At 71.0% G+C, this 19180-nt stretch carries 12 protein-coding genes and 1 pseudogene; 10 read left to right on the forward strand and 3 right to left on the reverse strand.

Features of this window, described 5'->3' with window-relative positions; all coding sequences use genetic code 11:
• Positions 1 to 7 precede the first annotated feature (7 nt).
• Complete coding sequence (locus RFN52_RS29925; protein WP_184850729.1) at positions 8 to 637, forward strand: hypothetical protein; 630 nt, start codon at positions 8 to 10, stop codon at positions 635 to 637.
• Between the two features lie 288 nt (positions 638 to 925).
• On the opposite strand, the gene RFN52_RS29930 is transcribed toward RFN52_RS29925, so the two are convergent.
• Together RFN52_RS29930 and RFN52_RS29935 are read right to left on the reverse strand one after the other, a co-directional pair.
• Positions 926 to 1537 carry a hypothetical protein gene (locus RFN52_RS29930; protein WP_107459927.1) on the reverse strand — a complete coding sequence of 204 codons (612 nt, stop codon included), beginning with the start codon at positions 1535 to 1537 and terminating at the stop codon, positions 926 to 928.
• Positions 1538 to 1849: 312 nt separating this feature from the next.
• Positions 1850 to 4015 (reverse strand): RecQ family ATP-dependent DNA helicase, encoded by a 2166-nt coding sequence (locus tag RFN52_RS29935; RefSeq protein ID WP_184850731.1) that lies wholly within the window; start codon positions 4013 to 4015, stop codon positions 1850 to 1852.
• Between the two features lie 141 nt (positions 4016 to 4156).
• On the opposite strand from RFN52_RS29935, the gene RFN52_RS29940 reads away from it, so the two are divergent.
• The 7 genes from RFN52_RS29940 to RFN52_RS29970 all read left to right on the forward strand — a co-directional run bounded on the left by RFN52_RS29940 (position 4157) and on the right by RFN52_RS29970 (position 15669).
• On the forward strand, positions 4157 to 5839 hold the full coding sequence (locus tag RFN52_RS29940; RefSeq protein WP_184850733.1) for a DUF4192 domain-containing protein: 1683 nt from the start codon (positions 4157 to 4159) through the stop codon (positions 5837 to 5839).
• A 624-nt stretch (positions 5840 to 6463) separates the two neighbouring features.
• Complete coding sequence (locus RFN52_RS29945; protein WP_184850735.1) at positions 6464 to 8383, forward strand: glycogen debranching N-terminal domain-containing protein; 1920 nt, start codon at positions 6464 to 6466, stop codon at positions 8381 to 8383.
• 129 nt (positions 8384 to 8512) lie between these two features.
• A complete protein-coding gene (locus RFN52_RS29950) occupies positions 8513 to 9271 on the forward strand; it encodes an NUDIX hydrolase (protein ID WP_184850737.1) in 759 nt (252 codons plus the stop codon).
• A gap of 131 nt (positions 9272 to 9402) precedes the next feature.
• Positions 9403 to 11685: an ATP-binding cassette domain-containing protein gene (locus RFN52_RS29955; protein WP_184850739.1), complete on the forward strand. Its 2283-nt coding sequence runs from the start codon at positions 9403 to 9405 to the stop codon at positions 11683 to 11685.
• A 161-nt stretch (positions 11686 to 11846) separates the two neighbouring features.
• Positions 11847 to 12734 (forward strand): FadR/GntR family transcriptional regulator, encoded by an 888-nt coding sequence (locus RFN52_RS29960; protein ID WP_184850741.1) that lies wholly within the window; start codon positions 11847 to 11849, stop codon positions 12732 to 12734.
• A gap of 425 nt (positions 12735 to 13159) precedes the next feature.
• A complete protein-coding gene (locus RFN52_RS29965; RefSeq protein WP_184850743.1) occupies positions 13160 to 14701 on the forward strand; it encodes an RNA polymerase sigma factor in 1542 nt (513 codons plus the stop codon).
• Between the two features lie 137 nt (positions 14702 to 14838).
• Positions 14839 to 15669: a S1 family serine peptidase gene (locus tag RFN52_RS29970; protein WP_184850745.1), complete on the forward strand. Its 831-nt coding sequence runs from the start codon at positions 14839 to 14841 to the stop codon at positions 15667 to 15669.
• Between the two features lie 140 nt (positions 15670 to 15809).
• Here RFN52_RS29970 and RFN52_RS29975 read toward each other — a convergent pair whose 3' ends face one another.
• Entirely contained in the window at positions 15810 to 16040 is a 231-nt protein-coding gene (locus RFN52_RS29975) for a DUF7455 domain-containing protein (protein ID WP_033308327.1), read from the reverse strand.
• Between the two features lie 442 nt (positions 16041 to 16482).
• Here RFN52_RS29975 and RFN52_RS29980 point away from each other — a divergent pair, with 442 nt between their 5' ends.
• Positions 16483 to 18606, forward strand: coding sequence for a DNA gyrase/topoisomerase IV subunit B (locus RFN52_RS29980; protein WP_184850747.1), 2124 nt, complete (start codon positions 16483 to 16485; stop codon positions 18604 to 18606).
• Positions 18607 to 18822: 216 nt separating this feature from the next.
• A pseudogene (locus RFN52_RS29985) lies at positions 18823 to 19116 on the forward strand (response regulator transcription factor); the annotation flags it as partial.
• Positions 19117 to 19180 lie beyond the last annotated feature (64 nt).

Consider the following 19180-nt stretch of genomic DNA (forward strand, 5'->3'; position numbering starts at 1 on the left):
TCAACTCATGCCTCTCATTCCCGAGGAGCCTCAGATTCACGAGAGTGCCCAGGGTCCCCGCGCCACGCCGGCCAGCGGCCGTATCGCGCCGACCCCCCGTCCCGTACCCGGCCCCCGTCCCGCGGCTCCGTTGCGTCCCGGTCGTCCCGGCCCTCTCCGGCCGGCGCCGCCGATGCAACGTACGCCGCGCGACGTGGCCGCCAAGCCCGCTCCGTCGGGTCCCGCCGCCGGTGCCGCCGCTCCGGTCACCCCGCAGATCCAGCTGATTCCGGCTTCCGTGGAGGGGGCGCTCGACGCCGCCGAGGAAGCCGTGGACCTGCTGCTGGACTCCGGTCGTGCCCCCGGCGACGTGCTGGTGATCACGACCGGGGAGCAGCACCCGTGGGCCGCCCACGAGCTGTCCTTCGGTGAAACCTCCTACTGGGCCCAGCACGACGCCGGCGATGACGTCTTCTACACGGATGTCACCATCGCGACCCGTGCCGCGTCGCGTCCGGTGGTCGTGGTCGCCGTCAACGGCGGTCCCGAGGACGCAGCCGCGAGTGCCCTGTCCGCGGCTCACTCCCGGGCCGGCGCCCTGCTGATCGTCTGCGGCGACCCGCAGCGGATCAACTCGGTGCTGGGCGCGGGCGTTTGAGTCGATGCCGCGGCGCCCGGTAGGGCGCTGGGGGTGACTTCAGGAGCCGCTGCGGCGGCGCCGCACAGCGGGCTGTTCATCATGCCCGGAGGGCGGGAGACCGTGCTCGTGCGCGCGTGAGGTCCGGCGGGCGGGGGAGCGCTTCCGTTGCTGCCGCAGACCGCCGTGCGGGCGGTTCGGCCAGGGCAGGGGTCGGTGCTGGTTCCGGCTGGCCGCCCAGCCGTCGTCGTGTGCCGTGCGAGGGGGCGCGGCCGACCGGCCGACAGGCCGGAACGGTCCGCCCGGGGCTCAGCGTGCCGCCGCTGCGCGGCGCAGTACCTCGGAGGCGCCGCCGGTGCGCGGTATGGGTGGCGGTGCCTCCGACGTGGCGAACGGCTCCGGTGCCGAGGCCGAGTGGGGGCGGCGTCCGCCGCGGCCCTCGCCCAGGACCTGCCAGCCGTCACGGGTCAGCGTGATGTACGCCCCGCAGCGCAGCCCGTGCAGGGTGCACGCGTCGCGCAGCCCCCACATCCACGCGCCGTCCTCCTCCGTCCAACGCGCGTCGCCCTCACGGCAGTAGAGCAGCACCGCGGTGCGCACCGGCGTGCGGCGGCGCAGGTCGTGCGGAATGACCCGGCGCAACTGCGCGAGGAGCGCGTTGCGGAACATCCAGCCGTCGGCCGGGGCCGGACGGCGCACGAACGAGGCGCTCGCCCGCAGCCGCTCGTCCGGGTCGAGCACGGCGACGACAGCGGTCGCGGGCTGCGGGTGGTGACGGGCGTGCAGTCCGCTGACGATCTCACGAGGGTTGCGCAGGAGTGGGATCCCGGCGGCGGCCCATTCCGCGGGTTCGAGCAAGCGGTTGGCGGAAGCGGCGGACGTCGACGCCGCTGCCGAGGCCGGAGCGAATCCGAAGGTCACGGTCCTCCCTTCGGCTACGCGCCCACACTGCGGGCGGGGTCGGATTCCTGGGAGCGCGCACCGCAGCGAAGCCCTACCGGAGCGGCCGGCGAGCCGTGCGGGAGCAGACCTCAATTCTTCCTGTCGAACTTGAATGCGGCAACGAGCAATTGAGGCAGCCGACCGTTATCAGATGATGCGCGGCTAATATCCCCACCGTATGTGTCGATGGACCACCCATGGGGCGTTCGAGCACGACACGTTCGTACGGCATGGGGGTGCGCGGCGTCCAGAGGCGTGCGCCGGGGCCGCTGCCCCGGCCCGGGGTCGCCGTCAGCCCTGCACGGCCAGCACCAGCGGCAACACCCCCTGCGCGCCGGAGCGTCGGAGCATGCGTGCCGTGACTGCGAGGGTCCAGCCGGTCTCCGTGTAGTCGTCCACGAGGAGAACCGGGCCCCGGGCCTCGGCGAGGGCGGAGGCGAGGGCGGGCGGCACGGCCAAAGCCCCGTCCAGGGTCTTCAGCCGCTGGGCGCTGTTGCTCCGGGAGCCCGAGTGCGCGTCGCCGGTGTATTCGACGGCGCCCAGCAGCGGCAGACGGCCGATCTCGGCGATGCGCGCACCGAGGGAGCCGATCAGCTGCGGTCGCGTACGCGAGGCGACGGTGACGACGCCGGCCGGGCGAGGCCCGGCGTCCGGGGCGCCAGGGGCCCAGCCGCCGGGGCCCCTGGCCCAGTCGGCCAGCACATCCACCACGGCCTTCGCCACGTCGTCGGGCACGGGCCCGTCGGGGGCCTGGGGCGCGAGCATGGGCCGCAGCCGGTTCCCCCACCCGATGTCCGACAGCCGTCCCAGCGCGCGTCCCGACGCGGCCTGTTCGCCGGCCGGGATGCGGCCCTTGAGGTCCACTCCGATCGTCGGCAGCCCGGTGGGCCACATGCGTCGGGGCTCCACTTCGACACCTGCCCGGCCCAGGTCCGCGCGCGCGGCGTCGAGAGCCTCCCCGGACGTGTCGGCGGTGAAGCGCGGACCGGCGCAGTTGTCGCAGCGACCGCACGGTGTGGCGGCCTCGTCGTCCAGCTGGCGCTGCAGGAACTCCATACGGCAGTCGGCTGTCGACGCGTAGGCGCGCATGGCCTGCTGCTCGGCGTCGCGCTGACGCGCCACCCACGCGTACCGCTCGGCGTCGTACGTCCACTGCTGCCCGGTCGCGATCCAGCCGCCCTTGACGCGCTGGACCGCCCCGTCCACGTCGAGGACCTTGAGCATGGTCTCCAGGCGGGAGCGGCGCAGCTCCACCAGAGGCTCCAGGGCGGGCAGCGACAGGGGCATCTCCGCGTGCGCGAGGATGTCGAGCGTGCGGCGCACCAGGTCCTCCGACGGGAAGGCGAGCGACGCGAAGTACTTCCAGATCGCCTCGTCCTCCTTGCCCGGGAGCAGGAGCACCTCGGCATGCTTCACGCCTCGTCCCGCGCGGCCCACCTGCTGGTAGTAGGCGATGGGGGAGGAGGGCGAACCCAGGTGCACCACGAAGCCCAGGTCGGGCTTGTCGAAGCCCATGCCGAGCGCTGAGGTGGCGACCAGCGCCTTCACCTTGTTGCCGAGCAGATCCTCCTCGGCCTGCTGGCGGTCGGCGTTCTCCGTCTTGCCCGTGTACGACGCGACCGTGTGCCCCCGCTGTCGCAGGAAGGCGGTGACCTCCTCGGCGGCGGCCACGGTGAGGGTGTAGATGATTCCGGACCCCGGCAGTTCGTCGAGGTGCTCGGCCAGCCAGGCCATACGGTGCGCGGCATCCGGCAGCCGCAGGACACTCAGGCTCAGGCTGTCCCGGTCCAGCGGGCCCCGGAGGACGAGGGCGTCCGAGCTGCCGCCGGTGCCGAGCTGTTCCGCGACGTCGGCCGTCACGCGCGCGTTGGCGGTGGCGGTGGTCGCGAGCACCGGAACACCGGGTGGGAGGTCGGCGAGCATGGTGCGCAGCCGGCGGTAGTCCGGCCGGAAGTCGTGGCCCCAGTCGGAGATGCAGTGCGCCTCGTCCACCACCAGGAGCCCGGTGGCGGCCGCGAGGCGGGGCAGCACTTGGTCCCGGAAGTCCGGGTTGTTGAGCCGTTCGGGACTCACCAGCAGGACGTCCACCTCGCCTGCGGCGATCTCGTCCTGCACGGCTTCCCACTCCTCGGTGTTGGAGGAGTTGATCGTCCGGGCGTGAATGCCGGCCCGAGCCGCCGCCTCGACCTGGTTCCGCATGAGCGCGAGCAACGGCGACACGATCACGGTCGGGCCGCTGCCCCGGGCCCGCAGCAGCGAGGTCGCCACGAAATAGACCGCGGACTTGCCCCAACCCGTGCGCTGGACGACCAGGGCACGGCGTCTGTCGGCGACCAGCGCCTCGATCGCACGCCACTGGTCCTCGCGCAGTCGGGCCTCCCCCGAGACGTCCCCGACGAGACGGGCCAGGACCGTGTCGGCCGCCGCCCGGAGTTCCGCGTTGCTCGTGTGCTCCATGCGTTCCATACAACAGGACTGCACTGACATCCGGGGCGGCGCACCGAGAGCTGTGGACGCGGCCGCCTGGGCTGGCATGTTCCTGATCGAACTTATCCACAGGGTCAAGCGGAGGTTTGCGTTCCGCGAGATCGTCTTCGCATGACGAACCACAGCGAAACGACCGGATCCCCCGAGAACGGCGACATCACCGGGCCCGAAGCACGAAGCGGGCGGAAGAACGGTGAACAGGAGAAGAAGGCGAGCGACGCGTCCCGGCTGCACACCGCCGGCCCCGCCTACGACAGTCACGGCGGCGAGCACCAGGTCACCTTGCGTACTCCGGCCGAGCTGGCCGACGCGCTGCCGTACCTGCTCGGGTACCGCCCCGAGGACAGCATCGTCCTGGTCGCTCTGCACGACAGCGACGGACGCGGGCGGTTCGGAGGCCGGGCCCGTCTCGGCATCCCCGCGAACGCTGACGACTGGCCGTCCGCGGCCCGGCAACTCTCCTACGGCCTTGTGACGGGCAGCGAGCGCCGAGGTGCACGACCCGAGTCGATGGTCGCCTTCCTGTGCCAGGAACCGGGGAAGGGCCAGACGGGTCGGCAGGTGATGGAGCGGCTGAGGCCACTGGCCCAGAGGCTGCGCGTCGAGTGCGGTTCCCTCGACGTGGTGGTGGTCGAGGCGTTGTGCATCTCGGAGGGCCGGTACTGGTCGTACTGCTGTGACAACGCGACATGCTGCTCCCCCGAGGGAGCCGCCATGGGCCTGCCCGGCACCTCCGTGCTGGCCGCGGCGGCCACCTACGCCGGTATCCAGGTGCGCGGGTCACTGCGGGAACTCCGGGCCCGGCTGCTGCCCTGGGAGAACGCCGCGGCCTTTGAGCAGGAGGCAGCCCTGGACATCGCCAGCATGGCGCTGGTGCCGAAAATCCTCGACGAAGCGGGCCGTGCCGTCGTGGCCGACGAGACGCTGCACCTGGCTGGGAAGATCCTGGACCGTTTCGCCGAGGCACCGCCCGTGACCGGCATGCTCCTTGAGGATCTCCGCGACGACGAACTGCTCGGGCACGACGAAGCCGCCCGGCTGATCCTCGGCCTCCAGGACCGAGCAACCCGTGACCGCGCGGCGGAGTGGATGGAGGGCGACGAGGCCGGACGTGCCCTTCGTCTCTGGCGGACCCTGGCTCGGCGCTGCGTCGGACCCTACGGAGAGCATGCCGCTGCGCCGCTCACCCTCGCCGGTTGGGTCGCCTGGTCCACCGGCGACGAACTGGAGGCCCGCGAAGCCCTCGCCATGGCCCTGGGCGCCGATCCCGACTACCTCTTCGCCCGGCTTCTGCACCAGGCCTGCAACGAGGGCCTCGACCCGGAGGCGATCCGCAACTGCCTGCGCGCGGAGCGGAAAGGACGCGGGTCCGCGGTGGCCGATCTCTTGGAAACACGCGCGGACGGTGACGAGTCCGACGAACGCGAGACGACCGTGGCGCGCGAAGTCGAGCCACACCACAAGCCCTCACCGGCAGCGATGCCCAAACGCCGTCGCCGCCGCTCTCTCCCCGCCGGTAGCAGCGACTCAGCCTCCGGCCGCACCGGCGCGGGTGACCGTGACACGGGCGCCCGGGCTCTCCGGCGGCGTCCGTCCTCGGGCACCACGCACCCTGCCGGTGGCACCGAAACCGGTCCGCGCCCCGGCCGTGCGATGAGGGCGAGCACCGCGCGATCGGCAAGCGTGCGACCGGGCGGCACACCTGCGCGTACATCGACGAAGGCAGCCCTGCCCGGCCGGGACATGGTCCAGGAAGGTCTACAGCCCGGCCACGGCGAGGACGCGGAGGAGTGAGCCCTCGCCCGGAGGCTTCGAGGTTCATGGAGCCGGGCCCAAGGCGTGACTCGGAGGACGGTCCCACCGTTCACCTGAGTGGCGGAACGGCCCGACGGGCCATGACGCCGCACTACCCCTGCCCCGTCGGATCCCTCAGGCACCGGCGCCGAACCCGATCGAGGCGCACCGAGCGCAGAGGAAGCCCCCCCCATGCCACAGCCGACTCCGCCCTCCGCCGCCGACGACCGCCGCCCCCAGGGCGGCCCGCCCCCACCTCTCGGACCGGGTCTCGGCCCGCCAGGGGCCGGAGCGCCGCGGGCGGGGGACCAGATCGTCCCTCCGCGGCCCGCGGCACGTCTCGACGGATACGGGCCGCGGTTCCCCGGCAGCACGGCATACCCCTCGGCACCCACCGGACCCGACCCGCGCCCGCCCTCGTCGCCCGGCCCCGGCCGATCGTCTCCCCGGTGGGCGGGCCAGAACCGGCGCCCTGGTGCGGGAGCAGGACATGGCTCAGTCGCACCGCCCTTTACTCAAGGACGGACTCCCTCGCCCTGGGGGCACTCGTCTGCGCGCCCGCCCCGGGGAGCCACGATCCCTGGACTGCGCTGGTCCGCCGACCTGCCCCCCGTCCACACCGCGATGATCTGTGTCGCCCTTCCCGGCCTCGCCATCTCGACCGAAGGAGGGCAGCTGACCGGTAGCGGGCTGGAGGGGTTCTACCGGGCCGGCCGACGCGTGCTCTCCCGGTGCGAGATCCGCGTCGCCGGCAGAGAACCCCTCGCGGTACAGGCCCGGATGGCTGCGGCCGACCGCGCCAGATTCGTGGGAACGCTCCGCACGTCACCCCAGGCAGGTCCGGACCCGGACGTGATCGTGGAACGCAACCGCTTCGCCGACGGCACGGAGCGGATCACCCTGCACAGTGCGGCGTCCCGCCCCCTGCGACTGCCGGTCGAGATCGTCCTGGGCACGGACCTCGCCGATCTCGGGGCCATCGCCTCCGGGAGTGCAGGGCCCGAACTCCCCGCCAGTGTCCACGGCTCCGGCCTGCGCTGGTCCTGCCCCGCCGGCAACGCGTCCGTCACGGCCGAACCGCCTCCAGCGGACGCCCTTGCCTCGACCGGGCTGCTGCGGTGGGAGCTCGACCTGCCCCCCGGCGGCAGCAGAACCGTCGAACTGCGGGTGCGGCCGGACGGGGCAGGGCCCCTCCGAGCCGTGGGACGAGCTGCGACCAGCCCGCTGGCCGCAGCGCAAGCGGAGGGCGACGACCTGAGAGTCCCCGCCCTCCTTCGGACGAGCATCGAGGACCTCCAAGCACTCCTCCTGCGTGACTCGGCGAACCCCGCCGACACCCACCTCGCGGCCGGGGCGCCCTGGCGTTGCGGTCTGGCCCCCGCCGAGGCGCTCGCCGCCGCCCGGATGGCACTGCCGCTCGGCACAGGGCTCGCCGCGGGAACGCTGAGGATCCTCGCCCGGACCCAACTCCCCGCCCACGGAGCACAGTCCGGAATGATCCCAGGCCCCCGACGGGACGCCGGGCCGCACCTTCCGCCGCAGTGCACGGGAACGGAGGCCACCCTGCTCTTCCCCGCCCTGCTCGCCGAGGCCCGCCGCTGGGGTCTCCCCGACCAGGAGACGGAAGAGCTGCTGCCCGCCGCCGAGCGCTGCCTGGCCTGGCTGCGGGCCACCGCGGGCGACGGCCCGTACCTGCGCGATGCGAACGAGGGCGGGTCCATCCGCTGCGAGACACAAGCCCACGCCCACCGTGCCGCGCTGCTCGGCGCCGACCTCCTCGACGCCTTCGGCCGGGAGGGGGGAGCGGCGCTCCGGCAGTGGGCGCAAACCCTGCGGACCGCGTTCCGAGAGGACTTCTGGGTCCAGGATCGCGGGGGCGGCCGGCCCGCGGCAGCCCGCAGACCGGACGGGTGCATGGTGCCCCATCTGGGCGCGGCCGCCGTGCACCTCCTCGACACGGGTCTGCTGGGCGGGGGCGATCCGGCACCAGGTCTGCTCGACAAGGCCCGGACCGAGCACCTCGCCCGGCTGCTCGGCAGCCCGGTCATGGACTCGGGGTGGGGCTTGCGCGGACTGGGCGCGAAGGAACCGGGATTCAATCCGTTCGGCCACCGCGCCGGAGCCGTACGGATCCAGGAGACGGCACTCGCCGTAGCGGGACTGGTCGCCGCAGGCTACGAGAAGGAAGCGAGCTCGCTGCTGCGCGGCGTGCTCGTGGCTGCCGAGACCTTCTCCTACCGGCTGCCCGAGATGTACGCGGGGGAGCAGCGCACGGACGGGGGCGCTCCGCTCCCGCACCCGGCAGCCTGCCGCCCCTCTGCCACAGCGGCGGCTGCCGGAGTCCTGCTGCTGACCACGCTCGTCGGCATCCGCCCCGACGCCCCGGCCGGGACGGTCACCCTGCGTCCCGTGCGCAGTGCGCCCCTCGGGGAGATCGGCTTCACGGGACTGCGCGTGGCGGGCGCCCCGTTCTCCGTACGGGTCAGCCGACTGGGACTCGCGATGGTCGAGGAGGCGGCCGACGAGCTGCAACTGGGGGTGTGACGTGCGACGACGTGTCATTTCTGGACGGGAGGGCAGGCGGTGCCGTCCCTGCCGGACCGAAGTGGATCAGTAAGCGACGGGACTGGCGAAGGGAGTGTTTATCGTCAGGCAGACGACTATGATCGCCGCATGCCCTACGACCCGTCAGCGTTTCCTCCCTTCGCCGTCACTGTGGACCTGGTCGTGCTGACCGTGCGCCGCCATGCCCTGTGTGCGCTGGCGGTACGCAGGGGCGAACCGCCGTTCCAGGGGCGTTGGGCGCTGCCCGGCGGTTTCGTACGGGCCGATGAGGACCTGGCGCAGGCAGCGGAACGCGAGCTGGCCGAGGAGACCGGACTGCGCGTCCACGACCCGTCCGTCCCGGCACAGGACAACGGCGCACATCTGGAGCAGCTCGCCACCTACGGAGATCCCAAGCGGGACCCCCGGATGCGGGTCGTCAGCGTCGCGCACCTCGCTCTCGCCCCCGACCTGCCCGCGCCCAGAGCGGGCGGGGACGCCAGCAACGCGCGGTGGGCCCCGGTCGAGGAACTGTTGCAGCAGGGCGGCTATGGGCGTGACACCGAGCCGGCCGCGCCGCTCGCCTTCGATCACGCTCTGATCCTCGCGGACGGAGTGGAGCGAGCCCGCTCCAAGATCGAGTACTCCTCGCTGGCCACCGCCTTCTGCCCGCCCGAGTTCACCGTCGGGGAACTGCGCCGTGTCTACGAGGCGGTGTGGGGAGTGGCGCTCGACCCGCGCAACTTCCACCGCAAGGTCACGGGCACACCCGGATTCCTCGTTCCCACCGGTGGGACGACCACCCGCCAGGGCGGACGCCCGGCCCAGCTCTTCCGTGCCGGGGGCGCGACGCTGCTCAACCCCCCGATGCTGCGCCCCGAGGTGTGAGCTGCGGGCCGGGCGCGTGCGACGCCCGGCCCGGAACTCGGCCCGCCCGCAGCCCGGTCACGGTGAGGGTCATGCCTGAGGCAGGCTAACGGTGCCCGAAAAACCGGACATAGCGCGCTATCTTGCTACAGGTGATCCAGGCCTTCGGACTGACCAGCAACCCCCGCAAGGAGCTTCCGCCCGCAGCCGACGACGTCTCCTTCGAGGCGCGGGCGGGGCGCATCACCGCGCTGCTCGGAGCGCCGGGCGCCGGCAAGACGACGGTTCTCAGACTCATGCTCGAACTGCAACAGGGTCGCGGCATCACCCACTTCCGGGGCCGCCCCCTGCACCGCATCGCCCATCCCTCGCGTGAGGTCGGCGTGCTGCTGGGTGACGTGCCGGGGCACCCCGCCCGCACGGTCCGCGGTCATCTGCGCATGTTGTGCGCCGCCGCCGGGGTCCCGGTCCGACGTGCCGATGAAGTCCTCGAGGCGGTCGGGCTCGTGAGCCTGCGCGACGAACGCCTCGGCACCCTCTCCCGCGGTATGGACCGCCGCCTGGGCTTGGCCTGCGTCCTCCTGGCCGACCCGCACACCCTCGTCCTCGACGATCCCGCCGGCGGACTGTCCACGCGCGAGAGCACCTGGCTGCACGACATGCTGCGTGCCCACGCCGGCCAGGGCGGCACGGTCCTTTTCACCACGACCGACCCCAAGGAGGCCGCGCGCACCGCCGATCACGTCGTCACCCTCGAACAGGGCAGGCTCGTGGCCGACCAGGAGGTCGCGGAGTTCTCGCGGACCCGCCTCCGCCCCCGGGTCGCCGTACGCAGCCCGCACGCGGCCCGTCTGGCAGCTCTCCTGGCCAAGCAGGCCCGCACCTCACGGCGTTCGGTCGAGGTCGTCCGAGAGGGCGGCAACCGTCTTTCGGTGTACGGCGGTACCTGCGCGGACGTCGGCGAGATCGCCTTCCGCCACGGCATCGTGGTTCACCAACTCGCCGACGAGATCGGAGACATGGGGCCCGGGGCAGGCTTCCCTCGGACAGGCGGGCCGAGTGACCGAAGTCTGGCCGCATCAGGGCGCGTCACCGGAATGCACCGGACGGCCCATCCGCCCCGGCCCGCAGAAGCAGCGTCGCCTCGCGACCCATCGAGACCGTTCGTGAGCGATGCCACGGCCCAAACGATCGGGTCGCGGTCTCCGCTAGAGCCGGGATCTTTGTCAGACGCACGAGGACAGGGCGCTCCAGAGCCGGGCGCACCAGATCAGGGCGCACCACAGCAGGGTGCGCGAGAACGAGGCGCTCCAGAACAAGGCGCGTCAGAGCAAACCGCACCCGATCAAGGCGCAGAGCCGTCGCCCACCTCCGCAGACCCTGCCGTCGTCGTTTCCGCCGAGCCGCGGCCCACGCTGGACCCGCTATCCGGCACGGGCGCTCCGGAACCGGGCACGGACGAGCCGTCGCCTTCCTCCGGGCACCCGCGCCCTGCCGCCGAGATGCAAGAAGTCCTCGACGCCTCCTCGACGAGCCAGTCAAGCAACGGGCCTCTGGCGGAGACCGCGCCCATCCCGCCCCGAACGCTGCTCCCTACCGGCGTCCGCACAGCTCGCACACTCGACGCGCTGCCCCCTCTGCCGCCCCCCATCTCCGTCCGACCCGCCCCGAGCCCTCTCCGCCCCCTCCGTTACGAGATCCGTCGTGCCGCCGGGGTCGGCACCGGGTTCCTGACCGGGGCCGTCGTGCTCGCCGTGTCCGCGGTGACCGCCGTCGTGCTCGCACGCATCGGCCACACGCCTCAGCCTCGCCTGCTGGCCGCATGGCCGCGGGAGCTGCCTTTGCCGCCCGCGGCGCTCGGTGCGGGACTGCTCGGTGCGCTGGCCTTCGGCGACGAGTTCCGCCATCCCGCCCTGGCGGCAGACCGCGGCACCGTGCCCCGCCGGCTGGGGCTGCTGGCCGCCAAACTGCTCGTCTCCTCGGCCACCGCGCTGGTGCTGGCCGTCCTGACCGTCGGCTGCGACGCCGAAGTGCTCTATCTCGTCTACGGACGAGAGGTCGCCCAGGTTCCCGCCGACTGGCTCCCCATGAGTGCGAATTGGATCGGGCTCGTGGTCGGCTGCGCCTGGGCCGGTGTACTCGCCGCCGGTGTCTTCCGGTCCACCACCGCCGGACTCGCCGCCGTCGCCGCCGTTCCCCTCCTCGTCGTACCCGTCGTGCACCAGCTCGTGAACGGACCGTCCGTGCGAACCGCGGCCGGACTGCCCATGAGGCTGCGAGAGGCACTCCTGCCGCGATGGCCCTTCGGGGGAGAGCGCTACCTGGAAGCCGCGCTCGAGGTGATCTCCCAACCCGTGGGCGGTGCACTGACGTTGTCGCTGACCGCCCTGCTCTGCGCGTATCTGCTGACCGGCCTGCGCAGCCGCTTCCGGTGACGACTGTCCGTAACCCTTGGTCCGGCCATGCCCACAACTCCCCGCAGAACGCCCATTTCTTTCCGATAAGGCGTCAATTGCGACGGGGTGAGCGATCACCCTTTCGTGTGCTTTTCACCAAAGACCTCAAGGGAGTTGGAGACGAGGCCGACAAAGGATGCGTGAGTACCCTTGCGCACACCATGATGACCGCCGCCCGCTCCGCTGACTCCGGCCTCGCGAGCCCGGGCGAACTCGACCGCTACCCGTACGCCGAGGCGCCCGCCGTCGACCGCGTCGGGGTCCCTGTCTGGGACGGCGGGGACCCCGAGCTGGGCCGTGTGGGCCGACGCGCCGCGGGCAGTCGCGGACGCGGGCTGCACGGTCAACTCGTCCAGCAACTCGGTCAGATGATCGTCTCCGGCGACCTGGGTGCCGACCGCCCGCTCGTGCCCGAGGAGATCGGCCAGCGCTTCGAGGTCTCCCGCACCGTCGTCCGCGAGTCGCTCCGCGTCCTGGAGGCCAAGGGCCTGGTGAGCGCCCGCCCGAACGTCGGCACGCGCGTGCGCCCCGTCAGCGACTGGAACCTCCTCGACCCGGACATCATCGAATGGCGGGCCTTCGGGCCGCAGCGCGACGACCAGCGCCGCGAGCTGAGCGAGCTGCGGTGGACGATCGAGCCCCTCGCCGCCCGCCTCGCCGCCGGGCACGGGCGCGAGGACGTCCAGCAGCGCCTTGCAGACATGGTCGAGATCATGGGGCACGCCATGGCCCAGGGTGATGCGCTCACCTTCTCCCGCGCCGACTCGGAGTTCCACTCGCTGCTCATTCAGGTCGCCGGCAACCGCATGCTGGAGCACCTCTCCGGCATCGTGTCCGCGGCGCTTCAGGTCTCGGGTGGCCCGGTCACGGGCTGTGACCGGCCGAACGAGGCGTCCCTGGGGCACCACGGCCGTATCTGTGACGCCCTCGCCGCCGGCGACGGGGCGGCGGCCGAGGCGGCCATGCGTCAGCTCCTCATGGTCCATCCCGAGGTGGAACGGGTCGTGCCCGCCCCGCGCGAGCACTGACCGAGTTCCGCGGGCGGCGCGGCCGGGTGTGCCACCCCCCTCCTGTGGCAGTGCCTGATCGGTGATCCGCCTCCCGTCGGACCTCGTGGGATCCCAGTGATCCTGCGGGGTCCGACGGCGCGAAAGGGCCGGGCCTTGTGGGGCGGCCGAGCCAGTACCGCATGTGACCTCTTATGTAAGTGTTTGAACGATTTCGTTCGCTTACGGGGTGTGACTCGGGCCACGCGGATTAGGCGTAACGCTCGCGGGAAGAACGCGATGACCTAAGAGGTGACAGCCGCGGAGGGAATACGGACGCCGTTCACGGCGCTGTGCATCTTCCCGGCCCCCGCCCGCGCCGTCGGCCCACCCCCAAGCCGGCGGTCGGCTCCTGTCCACTGTGGACGGGGCCGGAAGCCGTTTTCCAACGTTCCGAGAGGTTGTTCGTGTCGGCCAGCACATCCCGTACGCTCCCGCCGGAGATCGCCGAGTCCGTCTCTGTCATGGCGCTCATTGAGCGGGGAAAGGCTGAGGGGCAGATCGCCGGCGATGACGTGCGTCGGGCCTTCGAAGCTGACCAGATTCCGGCCACTCAGTGGAAGAACGTACTGCGCAGCCTCAACCAGATCCTCGAGGAAGAGGGTGTGACGCTGATGGTCAGTGCCGCAGAGCCCAAGCGCACCCGAAAGAGCGTCGCAGCGAAGAGTCCCGCCAAGCGCACCGCCACCAAGACGGTCGCGGCCAAGGCGGTGACCACCCGGAAGCCCACCGCCACCGCCACGCCGGCGGCGCCCGCCACCGAGCCCGCCGCCGAGGAGGAGGCACCCGCCAAGAAGGCGGCTGCCAAGAAGACGACCGCCAAGAAGGCGGCCACGAAGAAGACCGTCGCCAAGAAGACGGCGGCCAAGAAGACCAGCGCCAAGAAGGACGACGCCGAGATCCTCGAGGAGGAGGTGCTCGAGGAAGCAGCCCCCGGCAAGGCCGGTGAGGAGGCCGAGGGCACCACCGAGAACGCGGGCTTCGTGCTCTCCGACGAGGACGAGGACGACGCGCCCGCCCAGCAGGTCGCGGCCGCCGGTGCCACCGCCGACCCGGTCAAGGACTACCTCAAGCAGATCGGCAAGGTTCCTCTGCTCAACGCCGAGCAGGAGGTCGAGCTCGCCAAGCGCATCGAGGCCGGACTGTTCGCCGAGGACAAGCTGGCGAACGCCGACAAGCTGGCCCCGAAGCTCAAGCGCGAGCTGGAGATCATCGCCGAGGACGGCCGCCGCGCCAAGAACCACCTCCTGGAGGCCAACCTCCGTCTGGTGGTCTCCCTGGCCAAGCGCTACACCGGCCGCGGCATGCTCTTCCTGGACCTCATCCAGGAGGGCAACCTCGGTCTGATCCGCGCGGTCGAGAAGTTCGACTACACCAAGGGCTACAAGTTCTCCACGTACGCCACCTGGTGGATCCGTCAGGCGATCACCCGCGCCATGGCCGACCAGGCCCGCACCATCCGTATCCCGGTGCACATGGTCGAGGTCATCAACAAGCTCGCGCGTGTGCAGCGCCAGATGCTCCAGGACCTGGGCCGCGAGCCCACCCCGGAGGAGCTGGCCAAGGAGCTCGACATGACCCCCGAGAAGGTCATCGAGGTCCAGAAGTACGGCCGTGAGCCCATCTCGCTGCACACCCCGCTGGGCGAGGACGGCGACAGCGAGTTCGGTGACCTCATCGAGGACTCCGAGGCGGTCGTCCCGGCCGACGCGGTCAGCTTCACGCTCCTGCAGGAGCAGCTGCACTCCGTCCTGGACACCCTGTCCGAGCGTGAGGCGGGCGTCGTCTCGATGCGCTTCGGCCTCACCGACGGTCAGCCGAAGACCCTCGACGAGATCGGCAAGGTCTACGGCGTCACGCGTGAGCGGATCCGTCAGATCGAGTCCAAGACCATGTCGAAGCTGCGCCACCCGTCCCGTTCGCAGGTGCTGCGCGACTACCTCGACTGAGCGAGGCCGTACGACACGGAAGGCCCGGTTCCCCCAGGGGGGCCGGGCCTTCGCAGTGCTGCTTCGCCGCAGGTGCGGGGTTCGGCGGCTTGAATCACTCTGGGTGTCCGACCGACATCACGGAGTGAGGAGTGTGCATGCGTCGTCGACTGGCACGAGCTCTGGTCCTGCCGCTGGCCCTGGCGGCCGCGGTGCCTGCCCTGTCCATAGGCTTCAGCGCCCCTGTGGCCGCCGACAGCGTGGTCATAGGCGGCTTTCCCGTCGAGGCGTCCCAGAGCCCGTGGACGGTGGCCCTGTCCAGTCGTGACCGGTTTGGGGGTACGCGCGCGGGGCAGTTCTGCGGAGGAGTGGCGGTCGCCCCCACCACCGTGCTCACCGCGGCGCACTGCCTGGATGAGGACGTCCTGGGCGGGCCCCCGGAGCGCGTACGGGACCTCAAGGTCATAGCCGGGCGCACCGACCTGCTCTCGGGCCGCGGCGGGCAGGAGGTCGCCGTGAGCCGCACGTGGGTGAACCCGGCCTACGACGGTGTCAGCAACGCCGGGGACTTCGCCGTACTCACCTTGGCCAAACCGCTCCAGGGGGACTCGGTCATCGCCATGGCGGCCGACGGTGACCCCGCATACGCGGCCGGTGAGACCGCGACGGTGTACGGGTGGGGCGACACCTCGGGCACCGGCGAATACCCGGACGGTCTACGGGCGGCACGCGTGCGGGTGCTTCCGGACGCGCTGTGCGAGAAGGCGTATCCGGGCGGTATGGACGGCACCTACGACGCCACGAGCATGCTGTGCGCCGGGGAGGCCGAGGGGGGCCGGGACGCCTGTCAGGGCGACAGCGGAGGGCCGCTGGTGGCTCAGGGGCGGCTGATCGGGCTCGTGTCCTGGGGGATCGGCTGTGGGCGGGCCGGCAACCCCGGTGTGTACATGCGAGTGTCCCACCTCATGCGGACGCTCGGCTGGACCTGAACCCCGGAAGGTGTGGGAGGCGTCCGGCGGAGTCCGAGCCGGTACGGGGGACGAGGAAACGGGCGGCTGTCTCTGGTGACCAGAGACAGCCGCCCGTTCACCGGCCTGTGCCGGGCTGGCTCGTCGTCGGACGCGAGGTGTCAGCGCTCTTCTTCGGAGGCGTTCGCGGGAACGGACGTGAGCCGCTCCGTCTCGTCCTGTATCTCAGCGGCGATCTTCTTGAGTTCCGGCTCGAACTTGCGCCCGTGGTGGGCGCAGAAGAGCAGTTCTCCGCCGCTGAGCAGGACGACGCGCAGGTACGCCTGGGCGCCGCAGCGGTCGCAGCGATCAGCGGCCGTCAACTGGCTCGCAGGGGTCAGAACAGTAGTCACGTCGCCTCTTCTCTAGCTCGACGAGCTGTCGTACCAGGGTCAACATCCAACCAGCCCCAAAACGTTCCCGCTCGTGGCTTTTCCTCGAAAGAATCTTTGCGAGGCGGCTGTCTGCTGCCGGTTGGCGGCGAATGTGCCGTATTGCGTGTCTATGTGTCTTACGGGGCTTCGCGTTGTATCGGTGGTCGGTCCTCCCGGCTGGGTTGCCGGTTGTTCATGAGGACGTGCCCGGAGCCTAAATGGTTCATGCCTGGAAGGGAACGTGATGTGTACTTCACTCCATCGAGGGATCGAACACGCATGCGAGTGTGGACTAGTCTGAGTTTCGGAGGAGGGTGGCGTTACAACGGCTCTACCAGGCCTCGGTACCCTCTCACCGGTGACCGAAGCCGCGCCCTTACCCATGAGGGCCCCATCTGAAATTCAGCGAGGAGCGAACCGCGTGACCGCCGAGACGTCCGTGCCGTCCACAGCTCTGCTGGCAGGAGCCGACCGGGACGGTTCCAACTACACCGCGCGGCACCTGCTCGTCCTCGAGGGGCTCGAGGCCGTGCGCAAGCGCCCGGGTATGTACATCGGGTCGACCGACAGCCGTGGCTTGATGCACTGCGTCTGGGAGATCATCGACAACTCCGTCGACGAGGCCCTGGGCGGGTACTGCGACCACATCGAGGTGATCCTCCAGGACGACGGCTCTGTCGAGGTCCGGGACAACGGCCGGGGCATCCCGATCGACGTCGAGCCCAAGACCGGCCTCTCCGGTGTCGAGGTCGTCATGACCAAGCTGCACGCCGGCGGCAAGTTCGGAGGCGGCTCCTACGCCGCCTCCGGCGGTCTGCACGGCGTCGGCGCCTCCGTGGTGAACGCCCTCTCCGCCCGGCTGGACGTCGAGGTGGACCGCGGTGGGCACACCCACGCGATCAGCTTCCGGCGCGGTGTTCCCGGCGCCTTCGCCGGGAACGGCTCCGAGGCCAAGTTCGAGGCCAAGAGCGGCCTGCGCAAGGCCAAGAAGATCCCGAAGACCCGCACGGGCACGCGCGTGCGGTACTGGGCCGATCGCCAGATCTTCCTCAAGGACGCCAAGCTCAACCTGGAGACGCTGCACCAGCGCGCCCGTCAGACCGCGTTCCTGGTGCCCGGCCTGACCATCGTCGTGCGCGACGAGTACGGGCTCGGCGAGGGCGGCAGCAAGGGTGAGGAGTCCTTCCGCTTCGACGGCGGAATCAGCGAGTTCTGCGAGTACCTGGCGAACGACAAGCCGGTCTGCGACGTCCTCCGCTTCTCCGGGCAGGGCATCTTCAAGGAGACCGTCCCCGTCCTGGACGACCACGGCCAGATGACCCCCACCGAGGTCACTCGCGAACTCGGTGTCGACGTCGCCCTGCGCTGGGGGACGGGCTACGACACGACGCTCCGGTCCTTCGTCAACATCATCGCCACGCCCAAGGGCGGCACCCACGTCGCGGGCTTCGAGCAGGCCGTGGCCAAGACGATGAACGAGGTGCTGCGCGCCAAGAAGCTCCTGCGCGTCGCCGAGGACGACATCGTCAAGGACGACGCCCTGGAGGGCCTGACCGCGGTCGTCACCGTGCGTCTCGCCGAGCCGCAGTTCGAAGGCCAGACCAAGGAGGTCCTCGGGACCTCGGCGGCCCGCCGCATCGTGAACAACGTGGTCACGAAGGAGCTCAAGGCGTTCCTGACGTCCACCAAGCGGGATGCCGCCCAGCAGGCCCGAGTCGTGCTGGAGAAGGCCGTCGCCGCCGCACGCACGCGTATCGCCGCCCGGCAGCACAAGGACGCGCAGCGCCGCAAGACGGCCCTGGAGTCCTCCTCGCTGCCCGCCAAGCTGGCCGACTGCCGCAGCGACGACGTCGACCGCAGCGAGCTGTTCATCGTCGAGGGAGACTCTGCGCTCGGCACGGCGAAGCTCGCCCGGAATTCCGAGTTCCAGGCGCTGCTGCCGATCCGCGGCAAGATCCTCAACGTTCAGAAGTCGTCTGTGACGGACATGCTGAAGAACGTCGAGTGCGGCGCGATCATCCAGGTCATAGGAGCCGGCTCGGGCCGGACCTTCGACATCGACACAGCACGCTACGGCAAGATCATCATGATGACCGACGCCGATGTCGACGGCTCGCACATCCGCACCCTGCTGCTGACGCTGTTCCACCGCTACATGCGGCCCATGGTCGAGGCCGGCCGGGTCTTCGCCGCGGTGCCGCCGCTGCACCGCATCGAGATCGTCCAGCCGAAGAAGGGGCAGGACAAGTACGTCTACACGTACTCCGACCGCGAACTGCGTGACACGCTCATGGAGTTCCAGAGCAAGGGCATCCGCTACAAGGACTCGATCCAGCGCTACAAGGGCCTCGGTGAGATGGACGCCGACCAGCTGGCCGAGACGACGATGGACCCGCGCCACCGCACCCTGCGCCGGATCAACCTCTCCGACCTGGAGGCCGCCGAGCAGGTCTTCGATCTGCTCATGGGCAACGACGTGGCGCCGCGCAAGGAGTTCATCTCCAACTCGGCGGCGACGCTGGACCGGTCGCGGATCGACGCGTAGCCGGAGCGCCGGGCTGTTGCCGGGTACGGCCGGGGTCATGTACCCGGTCGGCAGTGGTCCGGCCTCCATGAGTCGCCTGGGTACGGCCCCGGCCGTACCGAGACGTCTCTCCACCCCCGGGTGGAGAGACACACGGTCGGGGATCCACCCGTGATCCACCCAGGCTCCGATCCCGTGAACTGGCCAAACCCGCAGCGTCGTTCGCGCTGCTCCAGGGCATCGCGGTCGCCGGGCGTTCAGAGGCGGCCACTGGAGCGCTTGGGGGAGGCCGGGCCCAGGCCGGTCGCACCCCCTGCGCCACGGGACGGGCTCACCGGCCGGGAGACGGAAGTGGTGCTCCTCATCGCCGAGGGGCTGAGCAACCCGGAGATCGCCCGGAGGCTGCACCTCTCCACGGCGACCGTGAAGTCTCACAGCAACAACCTCTTCACCAAGACCGGGATCAAGGACCGTGCGCAGGCGGTGCGTTACGCCTACGGAAAGGGACTTGTGCGGCTACCAGCAGGTTAGTCACCTGATGGGGTGAAGTGTGCGGGGAAGAAGAGTCGGGGATCTTCCCGTTCTGTCCATCCTT

Origin of the sequence: Streptomyces collinus, assembly GCF_031348265.1 — a bacterium.
In the GTDB taxonomy this organism is placed as follows: domain Bacteria; phylum Actinomycetota; class Actinomycetes; order Streptomycetales; family Streptomycetaceae; genus Streptomyces; species Streptomyces collinus.

Coding starts and splice junctions, on each gene's coding strand:
- RFN52_RS29925 (WP_184850729.1), top strand. CDS start 8: ATGCCTCTCATTCCCGAGGAGCCTCAGATTCACGAGAGTGCCCAGGGT.
- RFN52_RS29935 (WP_184850731.1), bottom strand. CDS start 4,015: ATGGAGCACACGAGCAACGCGGAACTCCGGGCGGCGGCCGACACGGTC.
- RFN52_RS29940 (WP_184850733.1), top strand. CDS start 4,157: ATGACGAACCACAGCGAAACGACCGGATCCCCCGAGAACGGCGACATC.
- RFN52_RS29945 (WP_184850735.1), top strand. CDS start 6,464: ATGATCTGTGTCGCCCTTCCCGGCCTCGCCATCTCGACCGAAGGAGGG.
- RFN52_RS29950 (WP_184850737.1), top strand. CDS start 8,513: ATGCCCTACGACCCGTCAGCGTTTCCTCCCTTCGCCGTCACTGTGGAC.
- RFN52_RS29970 (WP_184850745.1), top strand. CDS start 14,839: ATGCGTCGTCGACTGGCACGAGCTCTGGTCCTGCCGCTGGCCCTGGCG.